Below are 26,071 nucleotides of genomic sequence, written 5' to 3' on the forward strand. Positions count from 1 at the left end.
TTTATGCGCCAGAAGGGAAATCCCATGGGCACACCTAAGACTAAAGTACCAACGCCAAGTTACGACAAACTAACGGCACATTTCCAGAAAATTTCTCACTTTGAACATTTCAGCGCTTTGGGTGACTGGGATCAAGCGGCCATGATGCCGATGGGCGGTGGTCAAGATCGCGGCGATGCAATGGCAGAACTGGCGCTGCATATCCACGGTCTCAAAACCTCAGACACCTTAGCCGAGCACTTACACGGCGCGGAGGACGAATCACTCTCAACAGAGCAAGAAGCCAATCTGCGGGAAATACTATACCAGTATCAACAGGCCAACTTAGTGCCCGGCGACCTAGTACAAGCCAAAACCAAGATGGCCTATCAATGTGAGAATGCGTGGCGCGAGCAGCGTAAAAATAATGACTGGCAGGGCTTTAAGCCCAATCTAAAAGCGGTCATCGACCTTGCCAAGGAAGAAGCGCAGATCCGCGGCGAAGCGCAAAATATCACGCCCTATGACGCCCTGCTCAATAAATTTGAACCGGGAATGACCACGGCAAAGCTAGAACAAACCTTTGGCGGCCTGAAAGATTGGCTACCGACACTCATCCAAGAAGTGCTGACTAAGCAGGCAAACGAGCCTAAGCTTGTGCTTAATGGCCCCTTCGATATCAGCGCGCAGCAAGCCCTTGGCCGTGACGTCATGGCGTTTTTGGGGTTTGACTTTAATCACGGCAGGCTGGATATGAGTAGCCATCCATTTTGTGGCGGCGTGCCAAGCGATGTGCGGATAACGACTCGCTACAATGAGGCCGATTTTAGCAGTGCTATCATGGGCATAGTTCATGAAACAGGCCATGCCAGATACGAGCAAGGTTTACCTCAAGCGTGGCGCGGTCAACCCGCTGGGCTTGCACGTTCTATGGGCATCCACGAAAGCCAAAGTCTATTTTGCGAAATGCAGCTTGGGGCAAATCCGGCATTTCTACGCCAGTTGCAGCCTAAAATCGCGCAGCATCTTAATTGTCATTTCAGCGCCCAAGAATTAGCCCAGCATTACACCCGCGTGAATCCCGGACTTATCCGCGTCGATGCCGATGAAGTCACTTACCCCTGCCACATTTTACTGCGGTTTGAGGCAGAAAAAGCCTTTGTCGACGGCAGCTTAACCGTCGATGATTTACCTGATTTTTGGTCGACGCAGATGCAACAATTACTGGGGATCAATACTGATGGCAATTACCGCGACGGTTGCATGCAGGACATCCATTGGGCTGTCGGTGAGCTAGGGTATTTCCCAAGTTACACCTTAGGTGCCATGTATGCCGCTCAATGTCGTTTTGCGATGGAAAAAGCCTTAGGACCGATTGAAGCCCTAATCGATGCAGGCAAGTTGGACTCGGTATTCCAATGGCTGCGCGAGCACATTTGGTCAAAGGGATCCTTGCTCACGACCGATGAACTGATCCGCCAAGCAACGGGCGAAACCTTAAATGGTCAATATCTTGAGCGTCACCTGCGCCAACGATATCTGGGCATTTAACCGCTGCGGACACTTAAAAGCGCTGAAAGCTCAGTTTATACGGGTTTTAAAGCGCTTTATATTGCCGTTGGAGCCTGCATTTTGAAGCCGCTTGAGGTTATAATGCCGAGCTTATTTGAATCAGGACTCTTTCTACGGAGTTCCTTCAACAGAACTCTTGAAACGGGGCTCTTGAAACAGGATAAATGTCTGCCATGTTACTGCGAGCAATCACCCCACAGGATTGGGATGCCATTTTAGCAATCCAAGATGAGTGTTACTCACAACTGGATCCTGAGCCATTGCACGTGCTGCAAAGTAAATGGCAGGTATCTCCACAGTCCTGTTTTGTGTTCGAAGTAAATGGCTCAGTTGTCGGTTATTGCTTGGCTCACCCTTGGACCACCAATATGCCGCCAGCGCTATATCAGCCCATCACCCATTTACCTAAGGCTGATACTTTATACCTGCACGATATTGCGCTTTCAGCCAAAGCCCAAGGTTTAGGCGCAGGTGCTAAAGCACTCACCCGCTTAACACTGTTGGCGGATCGTTATAATCTCAATTCCTTGTCCCTCGTTGCCGTTCAAGGCGCCGACAGTTATTGGCTAAAAATGGGCTTTAAGCCTCAGGCCATAGACAAGTGCCTTGGCAGTTATACCGACGACGCTATGTATATGATTTATAAATTTAATCATAGAGATGAAAGATGAATCCAACCCTGACCACTATTGGTTTACTCTGCCTAAGCAATATCTTTATGACCTTTGCTTGGTATGGGCATTTGAAAACCTTAGGCTCAAAGCCTTGGATTATCGCCGCCTTAGTGAGTTGGGGCATCGCCCTATTTGAATACTTGCTGCAAGTACCCGCTAACCGTATCGGTTACACGGTTATGAACGTCGGCCAGTTAAAAATTTTACAAGAAGTCATCACCTTAAGTCTGTTCGTCCCCTTTGCCTATTTCTATATGAAAGAACCATTGAAGCTCGATTATCTGTGGGCAGGATTGTGCATATTAGGTGCTGTGTATTTTATTTTTAGAAGTGAATTTAATTAATTTCAGACTGATTTCAGGAGAGCTCCCCCATGGCCCGTCAAGTCACTTATACCTTCAAAGGTAAGACTAAAACCATCGCCTTTAGCTACGACAAACACCATGATTTATATGAAGCCGTGGCCGAAGCCGAAGGTATCGATCTGACCAAATTTTTGGCCATGGAGCAACAAGTCGCCATGACGTCGCGCAAGGGTGCTAAGGCTGAAAAAGAATTCAGAAAAGTAGAATTTGCCCGTTTTGGCTTTAGCAATATCCACTTTGTTAGAGACGAAGAACCCGAAGCCTAGGCAGGTTATTCATTTTTGTATTCGCCTTAAGCACTTTAAAAACAGGACTCTGTGATGCTCAATACCGAACATGCTAACTTTCCCCGTGCGGGATTCTTTCGCCGCTTAGGTGCTGCCGTTTACGATTCGCTGTTAGCCGTGGCCGTTTATATGGTTTCTGGCGCTGTGGGCTTTGGCATTTTCTACGGCCTTACCGCTTCAGGATTGGCTGGCATGAATGGCTTTGAGCATGTCTCTGACGCGCTCAATGGCACGCCGATTTACCATGGTATTTATCAACTCTGGCTCGTCTTGTGTGTTGGCACTTTCTACGCCTTGTTCTGGAGTAAGGGCGGTCAAACCTTAGGGATGCGCGCTTGGCGGCTTAAGATCCAACATCCAAACGGCCAAAACTTAAGCATGATCACGGCCTACGCTCGCATCGTTTGGTCACTGCTCGGCATTGGTAATCTGTGGATCCTCATCAATGGCAATAAGCTTGCCCTACAAGATAGTATGACCCGCTCAGAAGTGGTTGTATTGTCTAAAGAAGCCAATCAAATGCGTAACTGGCACGGGGCATAAGTTTATTCTTAAGTAAATCCGAAATACAAAAAACGACGCAAAAGCGTCGTTTTTTATGGGCTATTTTTTAGGAACTGTTCTTATAAACTATTCTTATAAACTAAACGGGGAGTAATAAGATGAGTATCATCGCCGGATAAAGTAGAAGGCAACGCCGGTAAACAGCAAGCTTGGTGCCACAGCCCCCACATAGGCAGGTAACTCATACACTATGCTCATAGGACCAAAAATCTCATTACTGATATAAAAGCTGAAACCCGCCACAACCCCTAGCAATACCCGCGCGCCCATAGTCACAGTTCGCAGCGGCCCAAATACAAACGACAGTGCCACTAACATCATCACAGCAACCGTCACCGGCTGCATCACCTTGCGCCACAGTGCCAATTCATAGCGGCTAGGATCTTGGCTGTTGGTTTTAAGGTAATCGAGATAACCGACCAGACCGCGGATAGATAACGCTTCAGGTTTAATCGAAACCACACTGAGCTTATCCGGCGTTAAACTCGACTGCCATTGGTCTTCTTCCAGATACTCAAGCACAACTTTCTCATAGCTTAAATCGGTACGTTTGACGTCGAATAAACGCCAACGGTCTTGGGAAAACACCGCGCGGTCCGCATGTACAACGTTGGTGAGCTTGAGTTCGCTATTGAACTTATAAAGCGTAATGTTGTTGAGTTTATTGATGTTTTCAATTTCACCAATGTTCACGAACAAATCACCGTCTTTTGCCCAAATACCGCGGTGGGACTTAATTAAACTCCCGCCTGAGAGTTTAATAGCTTGCAACTCATTAGCCTTTTGCTCGGCAATCGGTGCGCCCCATTCCCCTAACACCATCACCAGCAACATCAAGGGCACAGCGGTTTTCATCGCAGACATAGTGATCTGCAAACGTGACATGCCAGAAGCTTGCATTACTACAAGTTCAGAGTTCGATGCCAGCATTCCCATGCCAATCAACGCGCCCAGCAGCACGGCCATAGGGAAAAACATTTCGATATCCCGTGGCACTAAAAACAACACATAGATGCCCGCATCCATCATGCTATAGGTGCCACGACCGACTAAGCGCAGCTGGTCAACCCATTTAATGATGCCCGACAAGCCAGTCAACACCAGCAAACACAGCGCTGAAGTGCTTAACAATACTCTGGCGATATAAAGGTCTAATATCTTCATGCCGCCACCTTCTTATGGGCAAACAGGGTCGAGATACGACTAAATATAGGCCTATCTTTGCCGAGCAAGAACAGCCCCATCAAGAGCGCTGAAATATGGATCCACCACATGCCTAAATACAATGGAATAATCCCATCTTGCAATGCCTTACGTCCGGCGACCATGAGGCCAAAATAGCCAAGGTACAAGAGTACTGCAGGGAACATTTTAGCGAACTTACCTTGACGCACATTCACCCGCGCCAGTGGCACCGCAATCAAGGTCATGATCGGAATCGCCAGCGGAATGGCAAGACGCCAATGGAATTCGGCAACGGCTTCCGCCCCTTCGATTTTGACGAGTTCATCGACAGGCAGCGCAGATAACTTACGCCGACGCTCGTCGACTTGCTGCTCTTTAATTTGCATTTTATAACCACCAAATTCGATCATTTGGTAGTCCTTCGCCTTCGGGCTGCCTTGATAACGCACGCCATCATTCAGGTTCAATTGCTGGGCGCCTGAACTATCTTCCTGCACTCGACCACCCTTGGCCACCACCACATTGGTGACACCGGTTTCGTCATCTGGGTCTGGCAACTGGGCCACAAACACTTTATCTAACTCGTTATCTTTACCGATACGTTCTACAAATAATACCGCGCGACCATTAGGGCTCGCCTGAAAACGCCCTTGTACTAAGGCCGCAAGCCCGGCTTCGGACTGGGCTTTTTCGAGCACTTGGTTTTGCTGCTCTTCTGCCCAAGGGGCGACATAAAGGGATAAATAGCCGGTAAACAACATATTGATCACGGCAAGAATCAGCGTCACGCGGGTGACATACCACTCACTGACCCCAACACCATGGAGAACGACCATTTCATTTTCGGAATACATACGGCCGTGGGCCAGTAAAATCCCCAAGAACAAACTTAACGGCAGGACTAAGATCACTAGATATGGCAAGTTAAGCCCAATCAGAGTCATGATTAAAGAGGCGGGAAAATCGCCGTCGGAGGCATCGGCCAGTATACGCACGAAATGCTGGCTAATAAAAATAGTTAACAGCACTAAAAGTACCGCAATTTGTGCCTTTAAAACTTCTCGAATAAGGTATTTAAATACAATCACAGGCAGGATCCGGTCTCTAAACTTATCTTTTTGCTGGTAACAGACTAACTTTCATGTAAACTGTTTACTTTTGATAGTTTTCTGACCAGCTTCAGGGGTTCTAGGTAAACTTAACGTCACGAAATGCGTGACTCAAGCGCCGAGAATAAATCACCTTTGGAGTAATAACTTAGGCCCTTTTCGGGACAAGCAGACATTATCCAATAAATATAAAAATTTGTCTTTAAGAATCTAGGAGTGCTCATGGAGTTTAGCGTAAAGAGCGGTAGCCCCGAAAAACAACGCTCAGCCTGTATCGTGGTCGGTGTTTATGAACCCCGTCGTCTGTCTGGTATCGCGGAGCAATTAGATAAAATTAGCGAAGGTTATATCAGTAACCTACTGCGTCGCGGCGATCTGGAAGGTAAACCTGGCCAGATGTTGTTGCTGCACCATGTTCCTAACGTATTGAGTGAACGTGTTTTATTAGTGGGTTGTGGCAAAGAACGAGAACTAGACGAACGCCAATACAAACAAATCATCACTAAGACAATCAACACCCTTAACGAAACAGGTTCAATGGAAGCAGTTTGCTTCTTGACTGAACTGCACGTGAAAGGACGCGATACGTATTGGAAAGTGCGCCAAGCGGTTGAAACCACCAATAGCAGTCTTTATAGCTTTGATGCCCTAAAGACCCGCAAAGGTGAAACCCGCCGTCCACTGCGTAAATTAGTGTTCAATGTACCCACTCGCCGTGAATTAACCTTAGGTGAGCGCGCCATCGAGCATGGTATGGCAGTGTCTGCCGGCATGCACTTATGTCGCGATGTGGCCAACATGCCACCTAATATCTGTAATCCAGCCTATTTGGCCTCGCAAGCGCGCCAAATGGCTGAAATGCACGACACTCTGCATGTCACCACTATCGGTGAAGAGCAAATGGCCAAACTGGGCATGAACTCATACCTTGCAGTCGGTCGCGCCAGTGCCAACGAATCCATCATGACAGTGATGGAATACAAGGGCGCTGTCGATAGCACAGAAAAACCCATCGTATTAGTCGGTAAAGGGTTAACCTTCGACTCGGGTGGTATTTCATTGAAACCTGGCGAAGCCATGGACGAAATGAAATATGACATGGGCGGCGCAGCAGGTGTTATCGGCACCATGAAAGCCATCTGTGATATGAAGTTACCTATCAACGTTGTGGGTATTCTGGCTGGCTGTGAAAACATGCCATCGGGTAATGCTTACCGTCCAGGTGACATTCTGACCACTATGTCAGGTCAAACCGTTGAAGTGTTAAATACCGATGCGGAAGGCCGTTTAGTGCTGTGTGACGTATTAACCTACGTTGAGCGTTTCGATCCTGAATTAGTTATCGATACTGCAACCCTGACTGGTGCGTGTGTGATTGCCCTTGGTAAACACGCATCGGGTCTGTTCTCATCGCATAACCCTCTGGCACACGAGCTATTAAGTGCTGGTGAGCAAAGTGGTGACCGCGCATGGCGCATGCCATTGTGGGATGAGTATCAAGATATGCTCGACAGCCCATTTGCTGACATGACCAACTTAGGTGGCCGTCCAGCTGGCGCTATCACAGCAGCATGTTTCCTTTCTCGCTTTGCTAAAAAGTACAACTGGGCTCACTTAGACGTTGCAGGCACGGCTTGGAATAGCGGTGCTAACAAAGGTTCTACGGGTCGTCCAGTGCCACTATTGACTCAGTTCCTGATCAATCGTGCTGGCGTTGAACTCGGCGAATAACCGACTATCCGGCCTTAGTGTGTTAAAGGCTCGATAAATGAAAGGCGAAGATGAAAATCTTCGCCTTTTTTATTTTCTTAATTTAATCAGAAAATCGATTTTCTGAATAAATTAAGAAAATAAAAAAACTGAAAAACTAATGGTTTTAGAATCATTTTTCAAAGAGTTATAGCTCTACCCTCTTCATCTCCAACGGTTTGAAAGCATCCCATTAAGTCCAGCCAGACAGTGATAGATAAAACCTCACCGTAAGGTTTGTCCTAAGCATTAACCCATACTGACTTTTAGTGTAAACTGCTGCTTTCGTTCGCCACTAAAACAAGTGAAGCAAGGCATTGAAATCATGACTCAAGTGCTGTTTTATCTTATGCCGCCAGTGACATCGCCTGCCAAAGCCAAGGCTGATTCACCTGTTGTAACCGCGAATGCGAACCCTGCACTTTGCGAGATGCATCTTCTGGCATGCCAACTGGCGCAGCAGGCTTTTGTGAAGCAACAATGGGTCTATATCCATTGCCAAGATAAACAGCAAGCCCATGCAATTGATGAACTTTTATGGCAATTTGAGCCAAGTGCCTTTGTACCCCATAACCTAAAAGGTGAAGGCCCGATGACAGGATCGCCGGTTGAAATTGGTTTTGATCGCCTCGGCGCCAACAAAAGTCGCCAAGTTCTGATTAATCTTGCAGACCAAGCGCCCCCATTTGCGGTAAACTTTGGCCACATTATCGATTTTGTTGCCAATGACGATCAGCATAAAGCGGTCGCTCGCGAACGTTATCGACAGTATCGCGGCTTAGGGGTCAATTTACAGACCCAAGACTTAGCAACACATCCACTTAATTAGTTTGAGACAGACACGTTCCCATGGAAAAAACATACGATCCGCAGTCCATCGAGCAAACTCTTTACCAAAACTGGGAAGAGCAAGGTTACTTCAAGCCACACGGCGATGAATCCCAAGGCAATTATTGCATCATGATCCCGCCACCAAACGTGACGGGTAGCTTGCACATGGGCCACGCCTTCCAAGACACCATTATGGATACCTTAACCCGTTACCAACGGATGAAAGGCAAAAATACCCTATGGCAAGTCGGTACCGACCACGCGGGTATCGCCACCCAAATGTTGGTTGAGCGCAAGCTTGAAGCCGAAGAAGGCAAAAATCGTCATGACTTAGGTCGCGATACCTTTATGGATAAAGTGTGGGAATGGAAAGCGCAATCGGGCGGCACTATCACTAAGCAGCTACGTCGTATGGGCGCTTCTGTTGATTGGGACCGCGAGCGTTTCACTATGGACGAAGGCTTGTCCAAGGCAGTGCAAGAAGTGTTTGTACGTCTGTACGAAGACGAGTTGATTTATCGCGGTAAGCGTTTGGTCAACTGGGATCCAAAGCTGCACACGGCTATCTCTGATTTAGAAGTGGAAAGCAAAGAAAAACAGGGCCACATGTGGCATCTGCGTTATCCACTGGCCGACGGTGAACTGACAGCCGATGGTAAAGACTATTTAGAAGTCGCTACCACGCGCCCAGAAACCATGCTCGGCGACAGTGCGGTTGCAGTGCATCCCGATGATGAACGCTATCAAGCGCTGGTCGGTAAGTTTATTCTATTGCCGATTGTTAACCGCCGCATTCCTATCGTGGCCGACGATTACGTCGACATGGCCTTCGGTACAGGGTGTGTCAAGATCACCCCTGCCCATGACTTTAACGACTATGAAGTCGGTAAACGTCACAACCTCCCAATGTTCAACGTACTGACCTTAGATGCCGCCATTCGTGCAAGCGCCGAAGTGGTGAACTCTGACGGTACTTTCAACAAAACGCTCGATGGCAGCCTGCCAGAACGTTTTGCCGGACTTGACCGTTTTAAAGCGCGCGATGCTATCGTCGCTGAATTTGACACCTTAGGTCTGCTCGAAAAAATCGCGCCTCACGCCTTGAAAGTGCCTTACGGCGATCGCTCAGGTGTGGTTATCGAGCCTATGCTAACCGACCAATGGTATGTGGCTGTTGCGCCAATGGCGAAAACCGCTATCGAAGCCGTTGAAAATGGCAGCATTAAATTTGTGCCGCAGCAATACGAGAACATGTACTTCTCGTGGATGCGTGACATTCAAGACTGGTGTATTTCGCGCCAATTGTGGTGGGGTCACCGCATCCCTGCATGGTACGACGAAAACGGCAAAGTCTATGTCGGCCGCAACGAAGCCGACGTCCGTGCTAAGCACAATATCGCCGACTCAATGACACTGCGCCAAGACGAAGACGTACTGGACACTTGGTTCAGCTCAGCCCTGTGGACGTTCTCAACCTTAGGTTGGCCTGACAATTTAGAAGATTTAAAAACCTTCCACCCAACCGACGTGTTGGTGACAGGTTTTGACATCATCTTCTTCTGGGTTGCCCGTATGATCATGATGACCATGCACTTCATCAAAGATGAAGACGGCAAGCCACAAGTCCCGTTCAAAACTGTCTATGTAACCGGCCTTATCCGCGATGAAGCGGGTAACAAGATGTCAAAATCTAAGGGTAACGTACTCGATCCATTAGATATGATCGACGGTATCGGACTTGAAGATTTAGTTGAAAAACGTACCGGCAACATGATGCAGCCACAACTGGCCGCCAAGATTGAAAAGAGCACTCGCAAAGAGTTTGCCGACGGTATCGAAGCCCACGGCACTGATGCACTGCGCTTTACGCTTGCGGCAATGGCATCAACGGGTCGTGACATCAACTGGGACATGAAGCGCTTAGACGGTTACCGTAGCTTCTGTAACAAGTTATGGAACGCCTCACGCTACGTGCTGATGAACACAGAAGATCAAGATTGCGGCCCAGGCTCACCAGAGCACAAAGGCGGCGAGATGGAACTGTCGTTGGCCGATCGCTGGATTATTGGCTTGTTCAATCAAACCGTTAAGACCTTTGACGATCACATGACAGCCTACCGTTTCGACTTAGCAGCCAATACCCTGTATGAGTTCACTTGGAACCAGTTCTGTGACTGGTACTTAGAATTAACTAAACCGGTATTGCAAAATGGCAGCGAAGCGCAAATGCGCGGCACCCGTCACACCTTAGTGACAGTGCTCGAAGCGATGCAACGCCTGATGCACCCTATGATGCCGTATATCACTGAAACCATCTGGCAGCGCGTTAAACCGTTAGCTGGTGTCGCTGGTGATACCATCATGCTGGCACCGTTCCCAACATTTGATGCAGCTAAAGTCGATAGCGCAGCAATGGCCGATTTAGAATGGGTTAAGCAAGTGATCGTCGCTGTGCGTAACATTCGCGCCGAACTGAACATTGCCCCATCTAAACCGCTAAATGCCCTACTTCGTGGTGTTAGCGCGCAGGATAAAGCCCGTGTTGAAGCCAACCAAACCTTCTTCACCACACTTGCCCGCTTAGAAAGCATGACCATTTTAGCCGATGGCGAAACTGCGCCTATGTCGACCACAGGTTTGATTGGCGAAATGGAGCTGCTGATCCCTATGGCAGGCTTAATCGATGTCGCCGCCGAAATGGCCCGTATCGACAAACAGCTTGAAAAACTCGGCCAAGAGATCGCTCGTATCGAAGGCAAATTGTCGAACCAAGGTTTTGTGGCAAAAGCTCCAGCCGAGGTTATCGACAAAGAGCGCGCTAAGATGACCGATCTCAAGCGTGACATGGACAAGCTCAACGAACAAAAATCAGAGTTCGCTAAGTTAGAAGCTTAAGCTTCTCATTTACTCTGATTCACTTGTTATAATTGGTTCTAACTGAATGAAGGGCAGCCACTAGGCTGCCCTTCTTGTATCTATGTTAAATACAAAAATTAGTCGCTTACAGTTAAATTCATATAAGCCAGATCTTTCTTAGGCAATGACTGGCTTAACACTAAAACCATCTAGAGTAGCGTTGTTGTTAAACCGACATCAATTTTCATACAAATAACTTGTTACGTTTAGTCATCTTATCCAGACAAAAACTGACAAAAATGCTTCTAGTACATCAAGTTAATTTGTGTACAATAGAAGCGCAATGTCACACTTCGACGCTAATTTGTGAGAATACGATGAAAAAATTACTACTTACTCTCGTTGCCAGTACTCTATTGGCTTCAGCTGCACAGGCACACAATTTCGAAGATTCTAAAGATGCGATTGAATACCGCCAATCTGCATTTGGTCTTATTGCTTATAACTTCGGCGATATGGCTGCCATGATGAAAGGCAAAAAACCTTTCGAAGCGGAAACCTTCGCAATGCGCGCAACGAATGTTGCTGCATTATCAAAAATTCCTTTCGAAGGTTTTATTGATGGCTCAGACAAAGGCGACACTGAAGCCTTAGCCAAAGTTTGGCAAGACAGAGCTGATTTCGATGCAAAAATGAAAACTTTCCAAGAGAATGCCGCCATTCTTGCTACTATTGCTCAAAAAGGTGATCAAGCTGAAATCAAGCAAGCCTTTATGAATACAGGAAAAAGCTGTAAAGGTTGTCACGACGTTTATAAGAAAGACTAGTTCTATTTAGTTTTTCGTCCATCAAAAAGCCTGCTAATTAGCAGGCTTTTTGTTACTCAAACACTCTGCGTAAAACTATAGCACTTGCACTATCGGCCACATTAAATACACAAAGACCACAGCCGCTAATACAGCCAGCAGCACTAAGGCAAGCCACTCTGACTTGAATGTAAGATCACGATTCACGCTTGATGACAGTGCCACCTTAGAGACCTTCTTGTAACCACTGAGCATAGCACCAACTAACTTATCGCCCTTGATGGCATGGATAACCACTGCCAGTACATGAATGGCACTCAGCGCTAGGATAAGGTTAAAGTTCATCTTATGTAGCCAAGTCAAAAATCCACTGGTATCTGAACTGACATAGTTATAGAGCGGACCTTCGGTAAAAATATCATCGGTCGCAAAAAGGCCTGTGACTAATTGCAGGCTAATGATCCCAATCAGTGCGACAACCATGTAGCCACCAATAGGATTGTGCCCCAGCACAACGGACATTCCCTTAGTTTTGATTGCTTTCAAGTAGTCGAGCACAACCTTAGGGTGATGAACAAAATGGCTAAACCTTGCCGTATCGCTACCAATGATCCCCCAGAAGATCCTAAATCCAATGAGGATCAGCAAACTATAAGCAAAAATTTGATGCCACTGCATTTCGCCAGCGTCAGCACTCCACCATAAAAGTGCCAACAGACACACCATGCCCCAATGGAAAATTCGCGTGGGTAAATCCCAGACCTTAATCTTAACGTATTCAGTATTCATAAAATGGGCAAACTCAAAGTGAACGAATGAAATAAGTTGAGGTATTTTATCGGGATTTGGGATGAAACTTAAAGTAAATATAAGCAAATAAGGGCAAAGACTACGGAATTATCCCATCGAATATGACCCGATTTAGCAGGCAATACAAGGCTTTTTGGCCAGGAATTATTGATATTTGTCTAAGTGATCAAATATCCAACGAACAGTAACGAACTGGTACAAAAATGTGATCTAGATCTCGTTTTATAGTGCAGACCTTGGTAATCTGAAATCCAAGGAAACAACAGAAGGTTCGAAATATGCTAAAGATTACTAGCAAGCAACTTGAAGTCACATCTCCTATTCGCGAACGTATTGAAAGCCGTTTCGAAAAACTTTCAAGGCATGATGTGCAAATGATAAATCCCCATGTAATCATTACGGAGGAGAAACCTGGTTTCAAAATTGAAGCATCGGTTGGCATCCCAAATGGAGAACTCTTCGCTCAAGCAAAACATGAAAATTTATATACTGCGATTAACGCTATGGGCCAAAAATTAGAGAAGCAGCTCAATCGCATAACACACAAACCGGAAGCACAACGTTCCACATCATTAACACCGACTAATAATATTGTTGAAGTTGACGACGAGTACGAGGAGGAAGATGCGGCATAATTTACGTTTAGTGAGTGCGAGAAACGCACCACTTTGAGAGCAATAAAGTAGAAATATTTAATCAGATCACAGTTTTTACAAAAGGTTAGTGCAATCATTTTAATGATGAAAAAACAGTTCGTTTGACTAAATACCTACTACACTTTACAAAGTGACAGCAAGAATCGAAGTGGTGCGAATTTAAATCGTTTCAAATGTTGATTTACTTTAATTTTTGATTTACATATATTGATTAACAGATATTAAGTTATAAATAACGTTACTGGATATAACTAAGGAGCACGACCAATCTAAGCTATATAGTTTTAAGTATTAAGGGTTTTAAGTTCTAAGATTTACTGTTAATGATTAATTTTACTTATAATTTTCACGTTCAAAAGCTCAATGTTATACCTTCAACTAGGTTCCACTTTCAATAGTAAGTTTAGAAAGGAGGCAACACAAAAGCGAACAATTTGATAATATTGATATTGTTGATATTAGTTACAATCAAGTATGTTGGCATTCACTAAAAGTAGTGCTCAATTTTGACCGAATAACAGGATGACCACCAGAAACAGGCGGCATTGCTGAATACCAGAGTAAACATAAGGAGCCGAGTACAGCGCAACGAGTACATTAGCGAAACCTTTAACTATCCAATTTTTTATATCCACAATGGAGGCCTAGGTAAACATAAACAAAAGTCACATTAACAAAAGCTAAATTGGCAAAAGTGCTTATTGCAAAACGGGTCGGCACCAATGCGTGCTAAACACGGAGATAAATGAGCTAACAACTGTCACGCTTAGTTAGATGTAGATTAGTCATATGAAGTGAGTCATATTTACACTGATATGTAAGTTAGCGTTTTTAGCGTGAGATTTAATGTAAGCGTTTAATGTAAGTGCAATACATTGGTTTTATTAAAAGTTATTAGTTTACTTAGTGTTATTTGCATAGTAAAAACTGTAAATCGTATAAATATTTATTTATGTAATGTGTTAACTTTTACCGTTAGTTGAGTTTTGATACTTTATAGACACCTTAAATAATGTTTAATTATCAACTAAAAAGGAGGACATCTAGACTTGACGAAAAATGTAATAACAGTAAATGAGAGTTTGTTATACGCTCCATGTATTAACACGTTAGGTTTTAAAGTAAAAAGTAATAACGTAAGTAGCAAGACCTAAACGCATGACAAGGCTAAGCTGTTTTTACAGTAATATGTACCTAGTACAACTGATGAGCCGTAAATCGTTTATTTTAAATGTTTTTTTGTTAGTGTTAGTTTTTAATGTTATAGATCCATGTAAGTGTTAATTGTTAAAATATAAGTGCAAGACATGTCAACGTAAGTTCGCTGGTACTCAAAAAGCATAGTTTCAATGTTATACGCTATGCCGCATAAAGTACTTGTTAATGTTCATTGTAAATGCAAGTCGTTATCTAGTGAGTTGTTAACGTTTTACTGTTACACGTAAATGTAAGATAAACGAGTGTTTTACCTTGTCCCACACTGACCATAAGGAGGATAAACTCGCTTGACCATATATTCATACTCAAACCAGCGCACCCTCGGGTGCGCTTTCTTTTTAGGCTGTCTGTGAGAAAGTTTTGATTGACAGCTAAGCCCTAGCCCTTTAGTTTTAAGACCATGAAAATGATAACAGCAGCTTTTTTTACTTTCTTTTTTACACCCCCACTCTAGGAGGCGGATTTACTGTGTAAAAACGAAAGTAAAAATCCAAAGCCTCCCAACTGGGAGGCTTTTTTGTCTTAAACGATTGATAAAATACATGGCGGCAATTGAGGTCAGAATGCATACACCACAGCCTTTAAATCAAACCCGAGAGCAGATCACCAATCTGGATAATGAACTGCTGGCATTACTCGCAGAGCGCCGTCGCTTAAGTCTAGAAGTGGCACGTAGCAAAGAAGTGGATGTCAGACCCATCAGAGATACTCAAAGGGAAAAGGAACTGCTCGCTAGACTAGTGAAAGAAGGCAGAGAAAAGGGATTAGATGCCCACTATGTTATCTCCCTTTACCAAAGCATCATTGAAGATTCTGTATTGAATCAACAAGCTTACCTTCACGGCCGTGCCAACCCAGAAACACAAAAACAGCAGTATTGTATCGCCTACCTCGGTGCACGAGGCTCTTACTCTTATCTCGCAGCGACCCGCTATTGCCAACGCCGCCAAGTTGAAATGCTAGACTTAGGTTGCCAAAGTTTCGATGAAATAGTGCAAGCCGTTGAGTCTGGGCATGCTGATTATGGTTTCCTGCCGATTGAGAACACTTCCTCGGGTTCAATCAACGAAGTCTACGATGTACTGCAGCACACCAGTCTATCGATCGTTGGTGAAACGACGATTGAAGTCAGCCATTGCCTACTAGGAAAAGCTGGCAGTAAATTAGCCGACATCAAAACTGTCTATGCCCACCCTCAGCCTATTAGCCAATGCAGCAGATATTTAAGTCAGCACAAAGACTTGAGACTGGAGTACTGCTCAAGCAGCGCAGAAGCCATGGACAAGGTGAATCAAAGCCCAGATAACAGCGCTGCAGCAATTGGTAGCGCCGAAGGTGGTGCACTCTATCAGCTAGAGTCGATAGAAGCAGGCTTAGCGAATCAGAAGATCAACCAGAGCCGTTTTATCGTTGTTGCCCGCAAAGCCGTTGCCGTGCCAGAGCAGTTACCCGCTAAGACTACATTGATCATGGCAACAGGCCAAAAAGCAGGTGCTTTAGTGGAAGCTCTGCTGGTTCTGAAGGCGCATCAGTTAAACATGAGCAAATTAGAGTCACGCCCGATCCCAGGAACACCTTGGGAAGAGATGTTCTATTTGGATATCGATGCGAATATCTCCAGTGAATCTATGCAGGCGGGTTTAAAGCAACTCGAGCGGATCACCCGTTTTATCAAAGTATTAGGCTGTTATCCTTGCGAAACAGTTAAGCCCACGCAGCTGAGCAACAGCCAGTTACTGATTGAACCTAGCACCTCTAAGGATCAAGTTATCAGCGAGAATGATGCAAATACCAGCCCTGTTCGATATAGCAAAGCCTATAAAGAGCAAGCCAGTGAGATCAACTGCGGTGCAATGACAATCGGTGCAGGGCATGTCGGTGCCATAGCGCAAATCACGCTGAATAATGACATTTCACACTTAGCGTTATCGGCTTTCGAGCAGCAAGTGAAACAGCTTAAAGAAGCGGGATTCCAAGCGGTTCTACTTAATGCTGTTAATCAAGTGGCTATGGCGGAAGTGACCCTAGCTAAACTGCGTCAAATCCTGCACCAATATGGTCTAGTGTGCATTATTGCCATAGAGCAAGAAGCCGATATGCCATTAGCCGTTCAGCACGCCGATATGCTGTTCTTGGCGGGTAAGCAGATGTTTAATCAAACCTTACTCATCCAAGCGGGCACCTTACCTGTACCTTTAATACTTGAACGTAACGATATGGCAAGTTTTGAAGAATTACTCACGGCAACAGAAATTATCTTAAGCCAAGGCAATCAGCAACTTATTCTGTGTGACTCTGGCATTAGAACCTTAAATAACGCCAATCTACCCTCACTCGATTTGGCGAGCCTGATCCAGATTAAAGCCACGAGTCATTTGCCCATTTTGATCAACCCTAGCTATGCCGTTTCGGATGATGCCCTGCTGGTTCAAACCCAAGGTATTAAGCAGCTTAAAGTGGATGGATTGATACTCAATTGCCCACTCGACAGCAATAATGACTCTGAGTCGCTTAACTTAATTAGCGCTGTAGTGCGGGAATTATATCGGGCGGTCTAAAACTTTGATCTTGAGTGATTTAATTTAAAGTGAAATGGGGTTAGTTCGAAGTGTATTCAGGGATAAATGAGACTTCTTTTATCCCTGATTGACTGAAATAAGCCTGCAAGTCAGCGTGATGACTAACAGGCTTAATATTGTTTACTATCGCTGCCCAGTCATCCTTTATGCATTTTCAGAAGAGCCGACAGCCCTCGATGGTTCGGTAACCGCATTACTCCTGCGGATAAGCCCTGTCATAGTAGAGCCCTGCACTAAAATCGAAAATACGACGATGGCATAGGTCATCACTAACAATAATTCCCTCAGCTCCACACCACCAATAGCATCGATGACAATCCCCTCAGGTAAACTCATCGCCATCGCGAGTGCTAATCCTCCCCTTAAACCACCCCAAATCAGAATCGTCTCTGCATAGGGGTTGTAAGACTTAAACAACCTAAAGCCCAAATAAGGTAATAACACGCTCACGGCACGCGCCAATAATACCAATGGAATCGCCACAAACATAAACCACCACAACGGCGCTTTAAAAGTGACTAACAAAAGCAGTAAGCCGAGCAGTAGGAAGAGTAATGCATTAAAGAAGGATTCAATCAGCGACCAAAATGTCAGTAACTTCACTCGCTCGTGGCGGGCAAAGAACTTAGGCACACTGAAATTACCTATGATGATCCCCGCACTCACCATAGCTAAAGGTCCAGAAACTCCAAACACTTCCGCCATCACATAGCCCGCGGTTGGGATCAGCAGTGTAACCAGCATCAATTGCGTTTCTTCCTCACAGTAGCGGAAAAAATGATGCAATAAAAAGCCAAGTATGCCGCCATAAATGACCCCACCGACTGCTTCACGAATAAATAACTCAGAGATATGGATAAACGTCAGCGGTTCAGTGGAGAAGGCTAATTGCGATATCGCCACAAAAATAACTAACCCTATGCCATCGTTAAATAAAGATTCACCTTCCACTTGGATAGCAATATCTTCCGGTGCGCCCATTTTCTTTAAAATAGCCAAAACGGCGATGGGGTCGGTTGGCGAGATCAAGGCGCCAAACAGCAAGCAGTGGCTGAGTTGTAGCGGTAGACCCAACATAGGTGCGCCCCAAAATAACAGTCCTCCTATGATAAAGGTCGATAATAAAGTGCTGACAAAGGCGAGGATTAAAATCTCCCACTTCTGATGTCTCAGTATTTTTAAACGGATCTGCAATGCGCCGGCAAAGAGTAAAAAACCTAACATGCCATTGAGCAGCAAGGCTTGAAAATCGAGCTTCTCTAAGCCTGAGACAAAATACAAATAGACATGCCCGCCTAAGGCCTTTCCCCCTAGGAGTAATAACAAACTCATGCCTAGGGCGATAGCCGTAATGGCCACAGTTTCCTGCAGTTTATGGACGCGTGAAGAGACAACTGAAGTGACTAGCGCCAAGGCGCAGAGGATACACAGAATTTGGTAACTGGACATAAGAGCCTCTAAATATCATCAATTTAGAGACTCTAGCACAAGTTTAGATTTCTAAACCATCCAATAGACTTAACCACCCTTTAATGATCCTGTGGCAAAACCAAATGATCCCAAAAAGATAAATCGAAAGACTGAGCCAAGTTAACGGCACGCAATAGCCGAGCACTAACAAGCCAAGAAAGGCGACATTAGAATGCCGTTGCCAACGCAAATGCGACGCCAATAATGGGTTTCCATGAGATTGACGTTGGGAAACATTAATGAACAAACTTAGCAGCACGGGAAGTAATAATAAGGGAAAGCCCGACATCAAGGCGTACAACAAATGCCCAAGAGAACGGTCTTCAATTTTTGCGGCATAAGTGGTTGTCATTGTCATTGAGAGACTCCAGCCAGACTAATGGACTGGGCGCCAACATCATACGCCCTTGTCATTAACCTTACGTTCTCACTGAGATAAGCGCAACTAAGGATTAGAAATATTTCCATCCATTTAAGAATAAGCCTGATAAGCCCTGTATAACTATCACTAATCAGCGCGCTAGAGTTTTAGTCTCACATCGGACGTTAACGTTGTAGAGCACGCCAGCACAAACCCCGCGTCAATTTCCGCAGGACTCAGTGTCATCACACTCGTTGATGTGGTTTCTCCCTCCAAGACTTGGCATTTACAAGCGCCGCACACGCCCGAACGACAAGCCGCAATAATCGGTAATCCTTCAGACTCGATTCCCTCAAGTAAACTCAGCCCTTGTGTTAGCTTTGTGCTGCGATCCCCAATAGCTAAGTTAAAAATAGGCAAGGTAAAAGCCTCTGCTTGTGGATTATCATGCGTTTCAGTAGGTGAATTTGCTTGCATAAGCTGATGACGTGCGGCTTTCTCCGCGGTGGCAAAACTCTCATGGTGTAACTGACTCATATCAAAATTGAGTTCGGCCAATAACACTTTTACGGCCTGCATATAAGGCTCAGGCCCGCAGAGATAAACTGTTCGCTCAGTAACATCAGGCACTAAGGTTTGCAGCATCTGCGCAGTTAATCGCCCTATATCAAAGCTTATCTTTGGAGAGAATAAAAGTGATTCGGTCGCCGACTCCAGCGCATAACTGAGTTTGAATGCGTTAAAGCGGTTTGCCATCGTCTCCAATGATGATTTAAAGATAATATCGGCGTCTGAGCGCGCGCTGTGCACAAAGGCAATATCGGCATCAATTTGAGTATCAGTTAGATAACGTGACATCGAATACATGGGCGTAATGCCGCAACCTGCACTCAAAAACAAGTATTTCGCCGCAGGGATATCAACTAAGTTAAATTGCCCCGTCGGTTGCAGTACGCGCACTTGCTGGCCTGGCTGCAAGTGATCAATAAGATAATTAGACACCAGTCCACCCGCCACACGCTTAATTGTCACCATCAAGGAATAGGGTCTCGATGGTGATGACGACAAAGTATAACTGCGGCACACTTGCTCACCGTTAATGTCGAGCACAAAGGCCATAAACTGGCCGGGCTTATAGTCAAACTTCATCGGCTCGCCCGCCTGAAAACGAAAACTCACCACATCGATAGTTTCATTCCAGCGTTCAACGCACACCAGCTCACTTAGCCCTGCTCCGATTTGCGCTGGCCCACCGTCTACTGGGTTAACACTTTTGGGTTTATGGAGCGCTTTCGCCCCTGCCATCACACTCAAATTTATCGCATTCATTACATTTTACCTGCAACACACTGCGGTTTTAACCCTCGGCAAAATCGAAATTAAAACCGCAGTTAAGCAACCACTCATTGCTGATTTAAGCCACAATATTCAGCGGACTTCAGCAATGAGCACCGACTGATTTACGCCACGTTCAACATGGTCTTTAAATCGGCCTCAACTGTGGTGGTATTGCGTAAGCCAAACTTCTCCTCCAAAATTTTGGCGAGATTGGCGGTTAAAAATGCAGGTGGTGTCGGGCCTGTGCGAATGTTTTTCACACCGAGTGACAACAGTGTCAGTAACACCACAATGGCTTTTTGTTCGAACCAAGAGAGCACTAAACTCAATGGTAATTCATTGATATCACATTCGAATACTTCAGCTAACGCAATCGCTAACTGAATCGCAGAATAGGCATCGTTACACTGGCCCACATCGAGCAAGCGTGGGATACCGTTAATATCACCAAATTCGAGCTTATTGAATTTGTACTTACCGCAGCCTAGCGTCAGGATTATTGAATCCTTAGGTGTGGATTTAGCAAGTTCAGTAAAGTAGCTTCTGTCGGCCTTGTCACCATCGCAGCCGCCAACGAGGAAGAAGTGTTTAATCGCGCCACTTTTTACATTTTCAACCACAGCTGGCGCTGCCGCCATCAAGGCATTATGGGCAAAACCAATGGTGATAGTGTGGGGGATTTCATCGTAGATAAAGCCTTCTAATGCTAACGCTTTATCAATCACAGCCGAGAAATCATCGCCTTCGATATGCACCACACCAGGCCAACCCACTATGCTACGAGTAAAGATACGATCGCTATAACTGCCAACATTGGGGTCGATAATACAATTGGACGTCATCACCACAGCGCCAGGGAAATTGGCAAATTCTTGCTGTTGATTCTGCCAAGCACTGCCGTAATTACCGACAAGCTGTGGGTATTTTTTAAAGGCAGGATACGCCAGTGCGGGCAACATTTCGCCGTGGGTAAACACATTGATGCCCTTACCGACTGTCTGCTCAAGGATAAGCTCTAAATCCTTCATATCATGACCAGAGACTAAAATTGCCTTGCCCTTAACGGGCTTAGTATTCACCACCGTTGGCTCTGGATGACCAAAGGCCTGAGTTTCACCCGCATCCAACATGGCCATTATGCGGTAGTTCAACTGACCAATATCCATCGCAGTGGTAAATAGTTTATCGCCATCGACACTCGGCTCACCTAAGAAAGACATGATTTCATGGAAGCGCCCTGAAACATTGGCATCAGTCTGTCCCAGCACGCGAGCATGTTCCATATAAGCAGCCGCGCCCTTAAGGCCATACAAACACAATAGTCTTAACCCCATGATGTCTTCATGAACGTCATGCTTATCTTTATTCAGCAGTGCAATTGGTGCCTGCGCTAGCATTTCAATCTTACTGGTCCCCAGCACTAACTGAGCGACTTGCGGCACTTGCTCAACGGCAATACCCGCTTGTTCACAAGCCGCTTCGTAAGAAGCTTTTAACTGAGTACGATAATGAGCCGCCTGCTGGGTATAGGCCATAATGCGCTCGTCATCGAAATTTACGTTGGTGAGGGTCGCGAAAAAGGCTTTAGGCACAAAACTATCAATTTCAGCATCGATAATGCCCAGCTCGCGGGCTTTAACCGCATACACAGACACGCCTTGCAGCATATAAATCAACAAATCTTGCAGATCAGACGTTGCCGCCAACTTGCCACACATACCTTGGGAATAACTACAACCATTGCCAGCGGGTGTACGAATGGTTTGCTCACATTGAATACAGAACATGGATAGACTCCTAATTTAAATTCATGCTTTATTTTTGCATGTTTAAAACTAGTCTACCTAAACACGCCATAAGCGACAGTCATTTCTAGAATGGAATGCTAAATGTTAGAGAACGATCACCTTAAGCAATCACTAATAAAGGCAATAAGACCTGCCAAAAATCCATAAAAAAACGCCCGTCAATGATGGGCGTTTTTAAGAGTAACTTACTCTTTATTAATTGGTTTTCATATCATTGACCGATTGCAGCATAATACGGCTTTCACGCTGGAATTGAGGGGCAAAATCCCCAAACCATTTAGCGACGGTTTGGAACTGCTTAATAAACTCGTTCCTGTCGCCGCGTTTTAGCAGCTCTAACGCTTCACGGTAGTTATCTAAGTAATCACCAATAGCATGCTGGCTATCTTGCTGGGCAAAAATAATATCGGCGTAAAGCTCTGGGCTTTGGGCGAATAAGCGCCCTACCATAGCCAATTCTAAGCGATAAATCGGCGAGCTAAATTGCAGTAAAGTATCAATATCTGCCTCTTCCTTGCACAGATTCAAACCATACACAAAGGTCGAAAAGTGACGCATTGCCTGCACTAACTGCATCGCACTGTCGTGACGTTCAGGCTCTGCTTCGACAATCCGCGCGCCCCATATTGCGATCTGCTCGAGTAACCATTGGTATTTATCAGGCTCACGACCGTGGCACACCACCACGACTTGTTTCGCCAGACTGCCCACATCGGGACCAAACATAGGATGGAAACCGACGACAGGACCAGAATGCGCCTCAAGCATGGCTTTAACCGGCTCTGTCTTGATGGAGGTCAAATCCGCCAGAATACAGTCGGCTGGTAATTGGGTCAGCTTTTCGCGAATAAGCTCGCAAGTAATCGCAATCGGCACAGTCACTAACACCATGCCCGCATCGGCAAATAGGCTATCTGCTTGCTGCCAATCATCTTTATCGAGCAGATTCACTTGGTAGCCAGATAAGGTCAGCATTTGTGAAAACAGTCCACCGAGTTGCCCTTTACCGCCGACAATCACCACTGAGCCGAGATCTTTTTTAACTTGCTTAAAGCCTACATCTTTTTCATTGAGATAAGACTCGCGCATCAAGCGGCGTAAAATATCCTCAATTAATTGCGGTGCAATCCCCATGCTTTTCGCTTCTTCGCGGCGTTTAGCGAGCATGGCGGCTTCACGCTGCGGTGCATAAATCGGTAAACCGGCGCCGTGTTTCACTGTGCCCACTTGCGCCACGAGATCTAAGCGCTTACGCAGTAAATGCAATAATTGCTGATCGACACCATCAATCAGGCCGCGAAGATGTTCTAATTCGGCCGTTGTTTTTTCATTCATACCTGAGTCCATTAAGCTGTCGCCAATTTAAGCGTTAGCAACTTTAAGCATATCGAAGCGTGCCGGGAGTATTGAAGATAACTTCACCGCGCCGTCACGTAAAATGGTTTCTGTTTTTTCCCAGTTAATACAGGAATCTGTCACAGATACACCGTAAGCTAGCTCGCTTAATGGCTTATCGCAGCTTTGATTGCCTTCATTTAAGTGGCTTTCAAGCATAACGCCGATGATCGATTTATTGCCGTTATAAATCTGCTCGAACACATCTTCACACACAGGCTTTTGGCGGCTGTAGTCTTTGGATGAATTGCCATGGCTGCAATCGATGATCAAACGTGCATTGAGTTTGGCTTTGTGAAGCTGTGCCTCACATTCTGCCACGCTTGCGGCATCGTAGTTTGGTGATGCACCGCCACGTAAAATCACATGACCATCGGGATTGCCCGCAGTTTGTAATAAGGCGACTTGGCCCTGTTGGTTAATGCCCATAAATCTGTGACTGCTGGCCGCTGACTTTAGCGCATTAATCGCCACATCGAGCTTACCATCGGTGCCATTTTTAAAGCCAACTGGCATAGAAAGACCCGATGCCATTTCCCTATGGGTTTGCGATTCAGTGGTGCGGGCACCGATGGCCGACCAAGTCACTAGCTCAGAAATGTACTGAGGGCTGATAGGATCAAGCGCTTCAGTGGCGACTGGTAGCCCTAATTCGGCCAACCAAATCATCAGCTCACGGGCCATTTTCAGACCTTTTTCGACATCGAAGGATTCATCCATATCGGGATCGTTGATCATGCCTTTCCAACCGACCGTAGTACGCGGCTTTTCAAAGTACACTCGCATTAAGATGTAAAACTCATCACTGAGTTCATCGTGCAAGGTTTTAAGCCTTAAAGCGTATTCCTTAGCGGCGGCGATATCATGGATGGAGCAAGGCCCGGTGACGATCAATACTCGATTGTCGCGCTTATGGACAATATCAGCCACGGTTTTGCGGGCATTGAGGATATAACGATAAGCATGCTCAGAGAGTGGCAAGGCATTTTTAAGCTCTTGCGGTGTGATTAAGACTTTTTCTGAACTGATGTGTACGTTGTTAATCGTATCTTGTTGCATGCTTACCACCTAAGACTTAGTGTTTAACCCAGTTGTCGAAGCAGGACTTCAAGTCAGCTTGGGCATTCATTTCGGAAGAAAAATAGCGTAAATCCATCGCAATGCACTTTTGTAATGCTACACCATTACAATCAGGCGACCACTATGCCTGTTCATTCTCTTTAGATCAAGTATAAATACTCAAAAAACAGCAACAAAAAACCGCCACTAGGGCGGTTTTCTGTGCGAACACTACGTCTTGTTTTCTGTAGCGGTAACTATTACTTAGTTGCCAGCTTCTCACGGATACGTGCAGATTTACCTGAACGATCACGCAGATAGTACAGTTTGGCGCGACGAACGCGACCACGACGCTTAACTTCAATGCTAGCGATCAGTGGGCTGTGCGTTTGGAAAGCACGCTCAACACCTTCGCCATTAGAGATTTTACGTACTGTGAATGCAGAGTGCAGACCACGGTTACGCTTAGCAATTACAACGCCTTCAAAAGCCTGTAAACGCTCTTTATCGCCTTCTTTAACACGAACCTGAACTACTACTGTATCACCAGCACCAAACGCAGGTACGTCTTGTTTCATTTGCTCATCGTTGAGCATTTTAATGATGTTGTTCATAACTTACTCCGTTCTAGAATTAACTGAGCTACGACTAAGCATGCTTGTTCATTGCTTCAACGAACTGCGCTAATAGAGTCGTTTGTTCGTCAGTCAGAGCTAGATTTTGCAATAATTCTGGCCGTCTCAGTAAAGTCCTACCAAGGCTTTGCTGTAAACGCCAGAGTCTAATTTGTTCGTGGTTGCCACTTAGCAGCACTGCCGGTACGTCAACACCATCAAGGCTTTCAGGGCGAGTGTAATGTGGACAATCCAGTAAACCGTCGGAGAAAGAATCTTGCTCCGCCGAAGCTTGTTTTCCTAGCACGCCAGGAACCAATCTCGATACTGAATCTATCAGAGTCATCGCCGGTAATTCGCCGCCCGAAAGCACGTAATCCCCTATCGACCACTCTTCATCCACTTCCGTTTGAATGATGCGTTCATCAATACCTTCGTATCGACCACAGACCAAAATCAAACGTGATGATTGAGCCAACTCAGTGACGCCTTGCTGATCCAGCTTGCGTCCTTGAGGTGACAAGTAAATCACCTTCGCACCTTCACCCGCTGCGGCTTTCGCTGCATGAATGGCATCGCGCAAGGGTTGCACCATCATCAACATTCCGGGACCACCGCCGTAAGGCCTGTCATCTACCGTATTATGTCTATCATGGGTGAAATCACGGGGATTCCACGTGTGCAACTCGAGCAGGCCGTTTTTCACGGCTCGACCCGTAACTCCAAAGTCTGTCACGGCACGGAACATCTCTGGGAACAGGGTTATTACCCCTAACCACATCTGTT

Annotated in this window: 22 protein-coding genes and 1 other annotated feature; of the genes, 11 read left to right on the plus strand and 11 right to left on the minus strand. The window is 45.7% G+C overall.

All coding sequences use genetic code 11. The features are described from left to right. Positions 1-24: 24 nt before the first annotated feature. The 5 genes from Q4Q52_RS01375 to Q4Q52_RS01395 all read left to right on the plus strand — a co-directional run bounded on the left by Q4Q52_RS01375 (position 25) and on the right by Q4Q52_RS01395 (position 3,420). On the plus strand, positions 25-1,530 hold the full coding sequence (locus Q4Q52_RS01375) for a carboxypeptidase M32 (protein ID WP_311989657.1): 1,506 nt from the start codon (positions 25-27) through the stop codon (positions 1,528-1,530). A 194-nt stretch (positions 1,531-1,724) separates the two neighbouring features. Then, on the plus strand, positions 1,725-2,222 hold the full coding sequence (locus tag Q4Q52_RS01380) for a GNAT family N-acetyltransferase (RefSeq protein WP_006082591.1): 498 nt from the start codon (positions 1,725-1,727) through the stop codon (positions 2,220-2,222). Further along, on the plus strand, positions 2,219-2,569 hold the full coding sequence (locus tag Q4Q52_RS01385) for a DMT family protein (RefSeq protein ID WP_006082592.1): 351 nt from the start codon (positions 2,219-2,221) through the stop codon (positions 2,567-2,569). Before Q4Q52_RS01380 ends, Q4Q52_RS01385 begins: the two co-directional genes overlap by 4 nt. A 29-nt stretch (positions 2,570-2,598) precedes the next feature. Continuing rightward, complete coding sequence (locus tag Q4Q52_RS01390) at positions 2,599-2,856, plus strand: DUF2960 domain-containing protein (protein WP_006082593.1); 258 nt, start codon at positions 2,599-2,601, stop codon at positions 2,854-2,856. 54 nt (positions 2,857-2,910) lie between these two features. After that, positions 2,911-3,420: an RDD family protein gene (locus tag Q4Q52_RS01395; protein ID WP_006082594.1), complete on the plus strand. Its 510-nt coding sequence runs from the start codon at positions 2,911-2,913 to the stop codon at positions 3,418-3,420. Positions 3,421-3,546: 126 nt separating this feature from the next. Here Q4Q52_RS01395 and lptG read toward each other — a convergent pair whose 3' ends face one another. After that, a complete protein-coding gene (gene lptG / locus Q4Q52_RS01400) occupies positions 3,547-4,605 on the minus strand; it encodes an LPS export ABC transporter permease LptG (protein WP_311989658.1) in 1,059 nt (352 codons plus the stop codon). Then, the gene (gene lptF / locus Q4Q52_RS01405) at positions 4,602-5,714 is read right to left on the minus strand and encodes an LPS export ABC transporter permease LptF (protein ID WP_011847425.1); all 1,113 of its coding nucleotides are present in this window, start codon (positions 5,712-5,714) and stop codon (positions 4,602-4,604) included. The genes lptG and lptF overlap by 4 nt, the downstream gene beginning before the upstream one ends. 243 nt (positions 5,715-5,957) lie before the next feature. Between lptF and pepA the strand changes: the two genes are divergently transcribed. The 4 genes from pepA (at position 5,958) to Q4Q52_RS01425 (ending at position 11,998) form a co-directional block, all read left to right on the plus strand. Then, a complete protein-coding gene (gene pepA / locus Q4Q52_RS01410; RefSeq protein WP_106649869.1) occupies positions 5,958-7,466 on the plus strand; it encodes a leucyl aminopeptidase in 1,509 nt (502 codons plus the stop codon). 343 nt (positions 7,467-7,809) lie between these two features. Further along, entirely contained in the window at positions 7,810-8,313 is a 504-nt protein-coding gene (locus tag Q4Q52_RS01415) for a DNA polymerase III subunit chi (RefSeq protein WP_311989659.1), read from the plus strand. A gap of 20 nt (positions 8,314-8,333) precedes the next feature. After that, positions 8,334-11,210: a valine--tRNA ligase gene (locus tag Q4Q52_RS01420; RefSeq protein ID WP_311989660.1), complete on the plus strand. Its 2,877-nt coding sequence runs from the start codon at positions 8,334-8,336 to the stop codon at positions 11,208-11,210. Positions 11,211-11,548: 338 nt separating this feature from the next. Then, positions 11,549-11,998, plus strand: coding sequence for a cytochrome c (locus Q4Q52_RS01425; protein WP_311889400.1), 450 nt, complete (start codon positions 11,549-11,551; stop codon positions 11,996-11,998). Between the two features lie 75 nt (positions 11,999-12,073). Here Q4Q52_RS01425 and Q4Q52_RS01430 read toward each other — a convergent pair whose 3' ends face one another. Further along, entirely contained in the window at positions 12,074-12,766 is a 693-nt protein-coding gene (locus Q4Q52_RS01430; protein WP_311989661.1) for a cytochrome b/b6 domain-containing protein, read from the minus strand. 299 nt (positions 12,767-13,065) lie between these two features. Between Q4Q52_RS01430 and hpf the strand changes: the two genes are divergently transcribed. Both hpf and Q4Q52_RS01440 read left to right on the plus strand, forming a co-directional pair. Further along, the gene (gene hpf, locus Q4Q52_RS01435; protein ID WP_006080799.1) at positions 13,066-13,422 is read left to right on the plus strand and encodes a ribosome hibernation-promoting factor, HPF/YfiA family; all 357 of its coding nucleotides are present in this window, start codon (positions 13,066-13,068) and stop codon (positions 13,420-13,422) included. A 1,644-nt stretch (positions 13,423-15,066) separates the two neighbouring features. Then, positions 15,067-15,183: a sequence feature (Phe leader region), on the plus strand. A gap of 41 nt (positions 15,184-15,224) precedes the next feature. Beyond that, on the plus strand, positions 15,225-17,219 hold the full coding sequence (locus tag Q4Q52_RS01440; protein ID WP_311989662.1) for a chorismate mutase: 1,995 nt from the start codon (positions 15,225-15,227) through the stop codon (positions 17,217-17,219). A gap of 165 nt (positions 17,220-17,384) precedes the next feature. Here Q4Q52_RS01440 and Q4Q52_RS01445 read toward each other — a convergent pair whose 3' ends face one another. From Q4Q52_RS01445 to trmD, 8 genes are all read right to left on the minus strand, one after another. Next, positions 17,385-18,689 (minus strand): sodium:proton antiporter, encoded by a 1,305-nt coding sequence (locus Q4Q52_RS01445; RefSeq protein ID WP_311989663.1) that lies wholly within the window; start codon positions 18,687-18,689, stop codon positions 17,385-17,387. Between the two features lie 43 nt (positions 18,690-18,732). Continuing rightward, positions 18,733-19,068 carry a hypothetical protein gene (locus Q4Q52_RS01450; RefSeq protein WP_006080796.1) on the minus strand — a complete coding sequence of 112 codons (336 nt, stop codon included), beginning with the start codon at positions 19,066-19,068 and terminating at the stop codon, positions 18,733-18,735. Positions 19,069-19,230: 162 nt separating this feature from the next. After that, positions 19,231-20,400, minus strand: a complete 1,170-nt coding sequence (locus tag Q4Q52_RS01455) for a hybrid-cluster NAD(P)-dependent oxidoreductase (RefSeq protein ID WP_311989664.1) — start codon at positions 20,398-20,400, stop codon at positions 19,231-19,233. 131 nt (positions 20,401-20,531) lie between these two features. Continuing rightward, positions 20,532-22,196, minus strand: coding sequence for a hydroxylamine reductase (gene hcp / locus Q4Q52_RS01460; RefSeq protein ID WP_311989665.1), 1,665 nt, complete (start codon positions 22,194-22,196; stop codon positions 20,532-20,534). Positions 22,197-22,412: 216 nt separating this feature from the next. Beyond that, on the minus strand, positions 22,413-23,552 hold the full coding sequence (tyrA, locus tag Q4Q52_RS01465) for a bifunctional chorismate mutase/prephenate dehydrogenase (protein ID WP_259543818.1): 1,140 nt from the start codon (positions 23,550-23,552) through the stop codon (positions 22,413-22,415). A gap of 27 nt (positions 23,553-23,579) precedes the next feature. Then, positions 23,580-24,671, minus strand: coding sequence for a 3-deoxy-7-phosphoheptulonate synthase (locus Q4Q52_RS01470; RefSeq protein WP_115335237.1), 1,092 nt, complete (start codon positions 24,669-24,671; stop codon positions 23,580-23,582). A gap of 260 nt (positions 24,672-24,931) precedes the next feature. Next, a complete protein-coding gene (rplS, locus tag Q4Q52_RS01475) occupies positions 24,932-25,285 on the minus strand; it encodes a 50S ribosomal protein L19 (RefSeq protein ID WP_006080791.1) in 354 nt (117 codons plus the stop codon). Between the two features lie 34 nt (positions 25,286-25,319). After that, positions 25,320-26,066: a tRNA (guanosine(37)-N1)-methyltransferase TrmD gene (gene trmD, locus Q4Q52_RS01480; protein WP_006080790.1), complete on the minus strand. Its 747-nt coding sequence runs from the start codon at positions 26,064-26,066 to the stop codon at positions 25,320-25,322. Positions 26,067-26,071: the final 5 nt, after the last annotated feature.

This window comes from Shewanella sp. SP1S2-4 (assembly GCF_031932075.1).
Classification (GTDB): Bacteria; Pseudomonadota; Gammaproteobacteria; order Enterobacterales; family Shewanellaceae; genus Shewanella; species Shewanella baltica.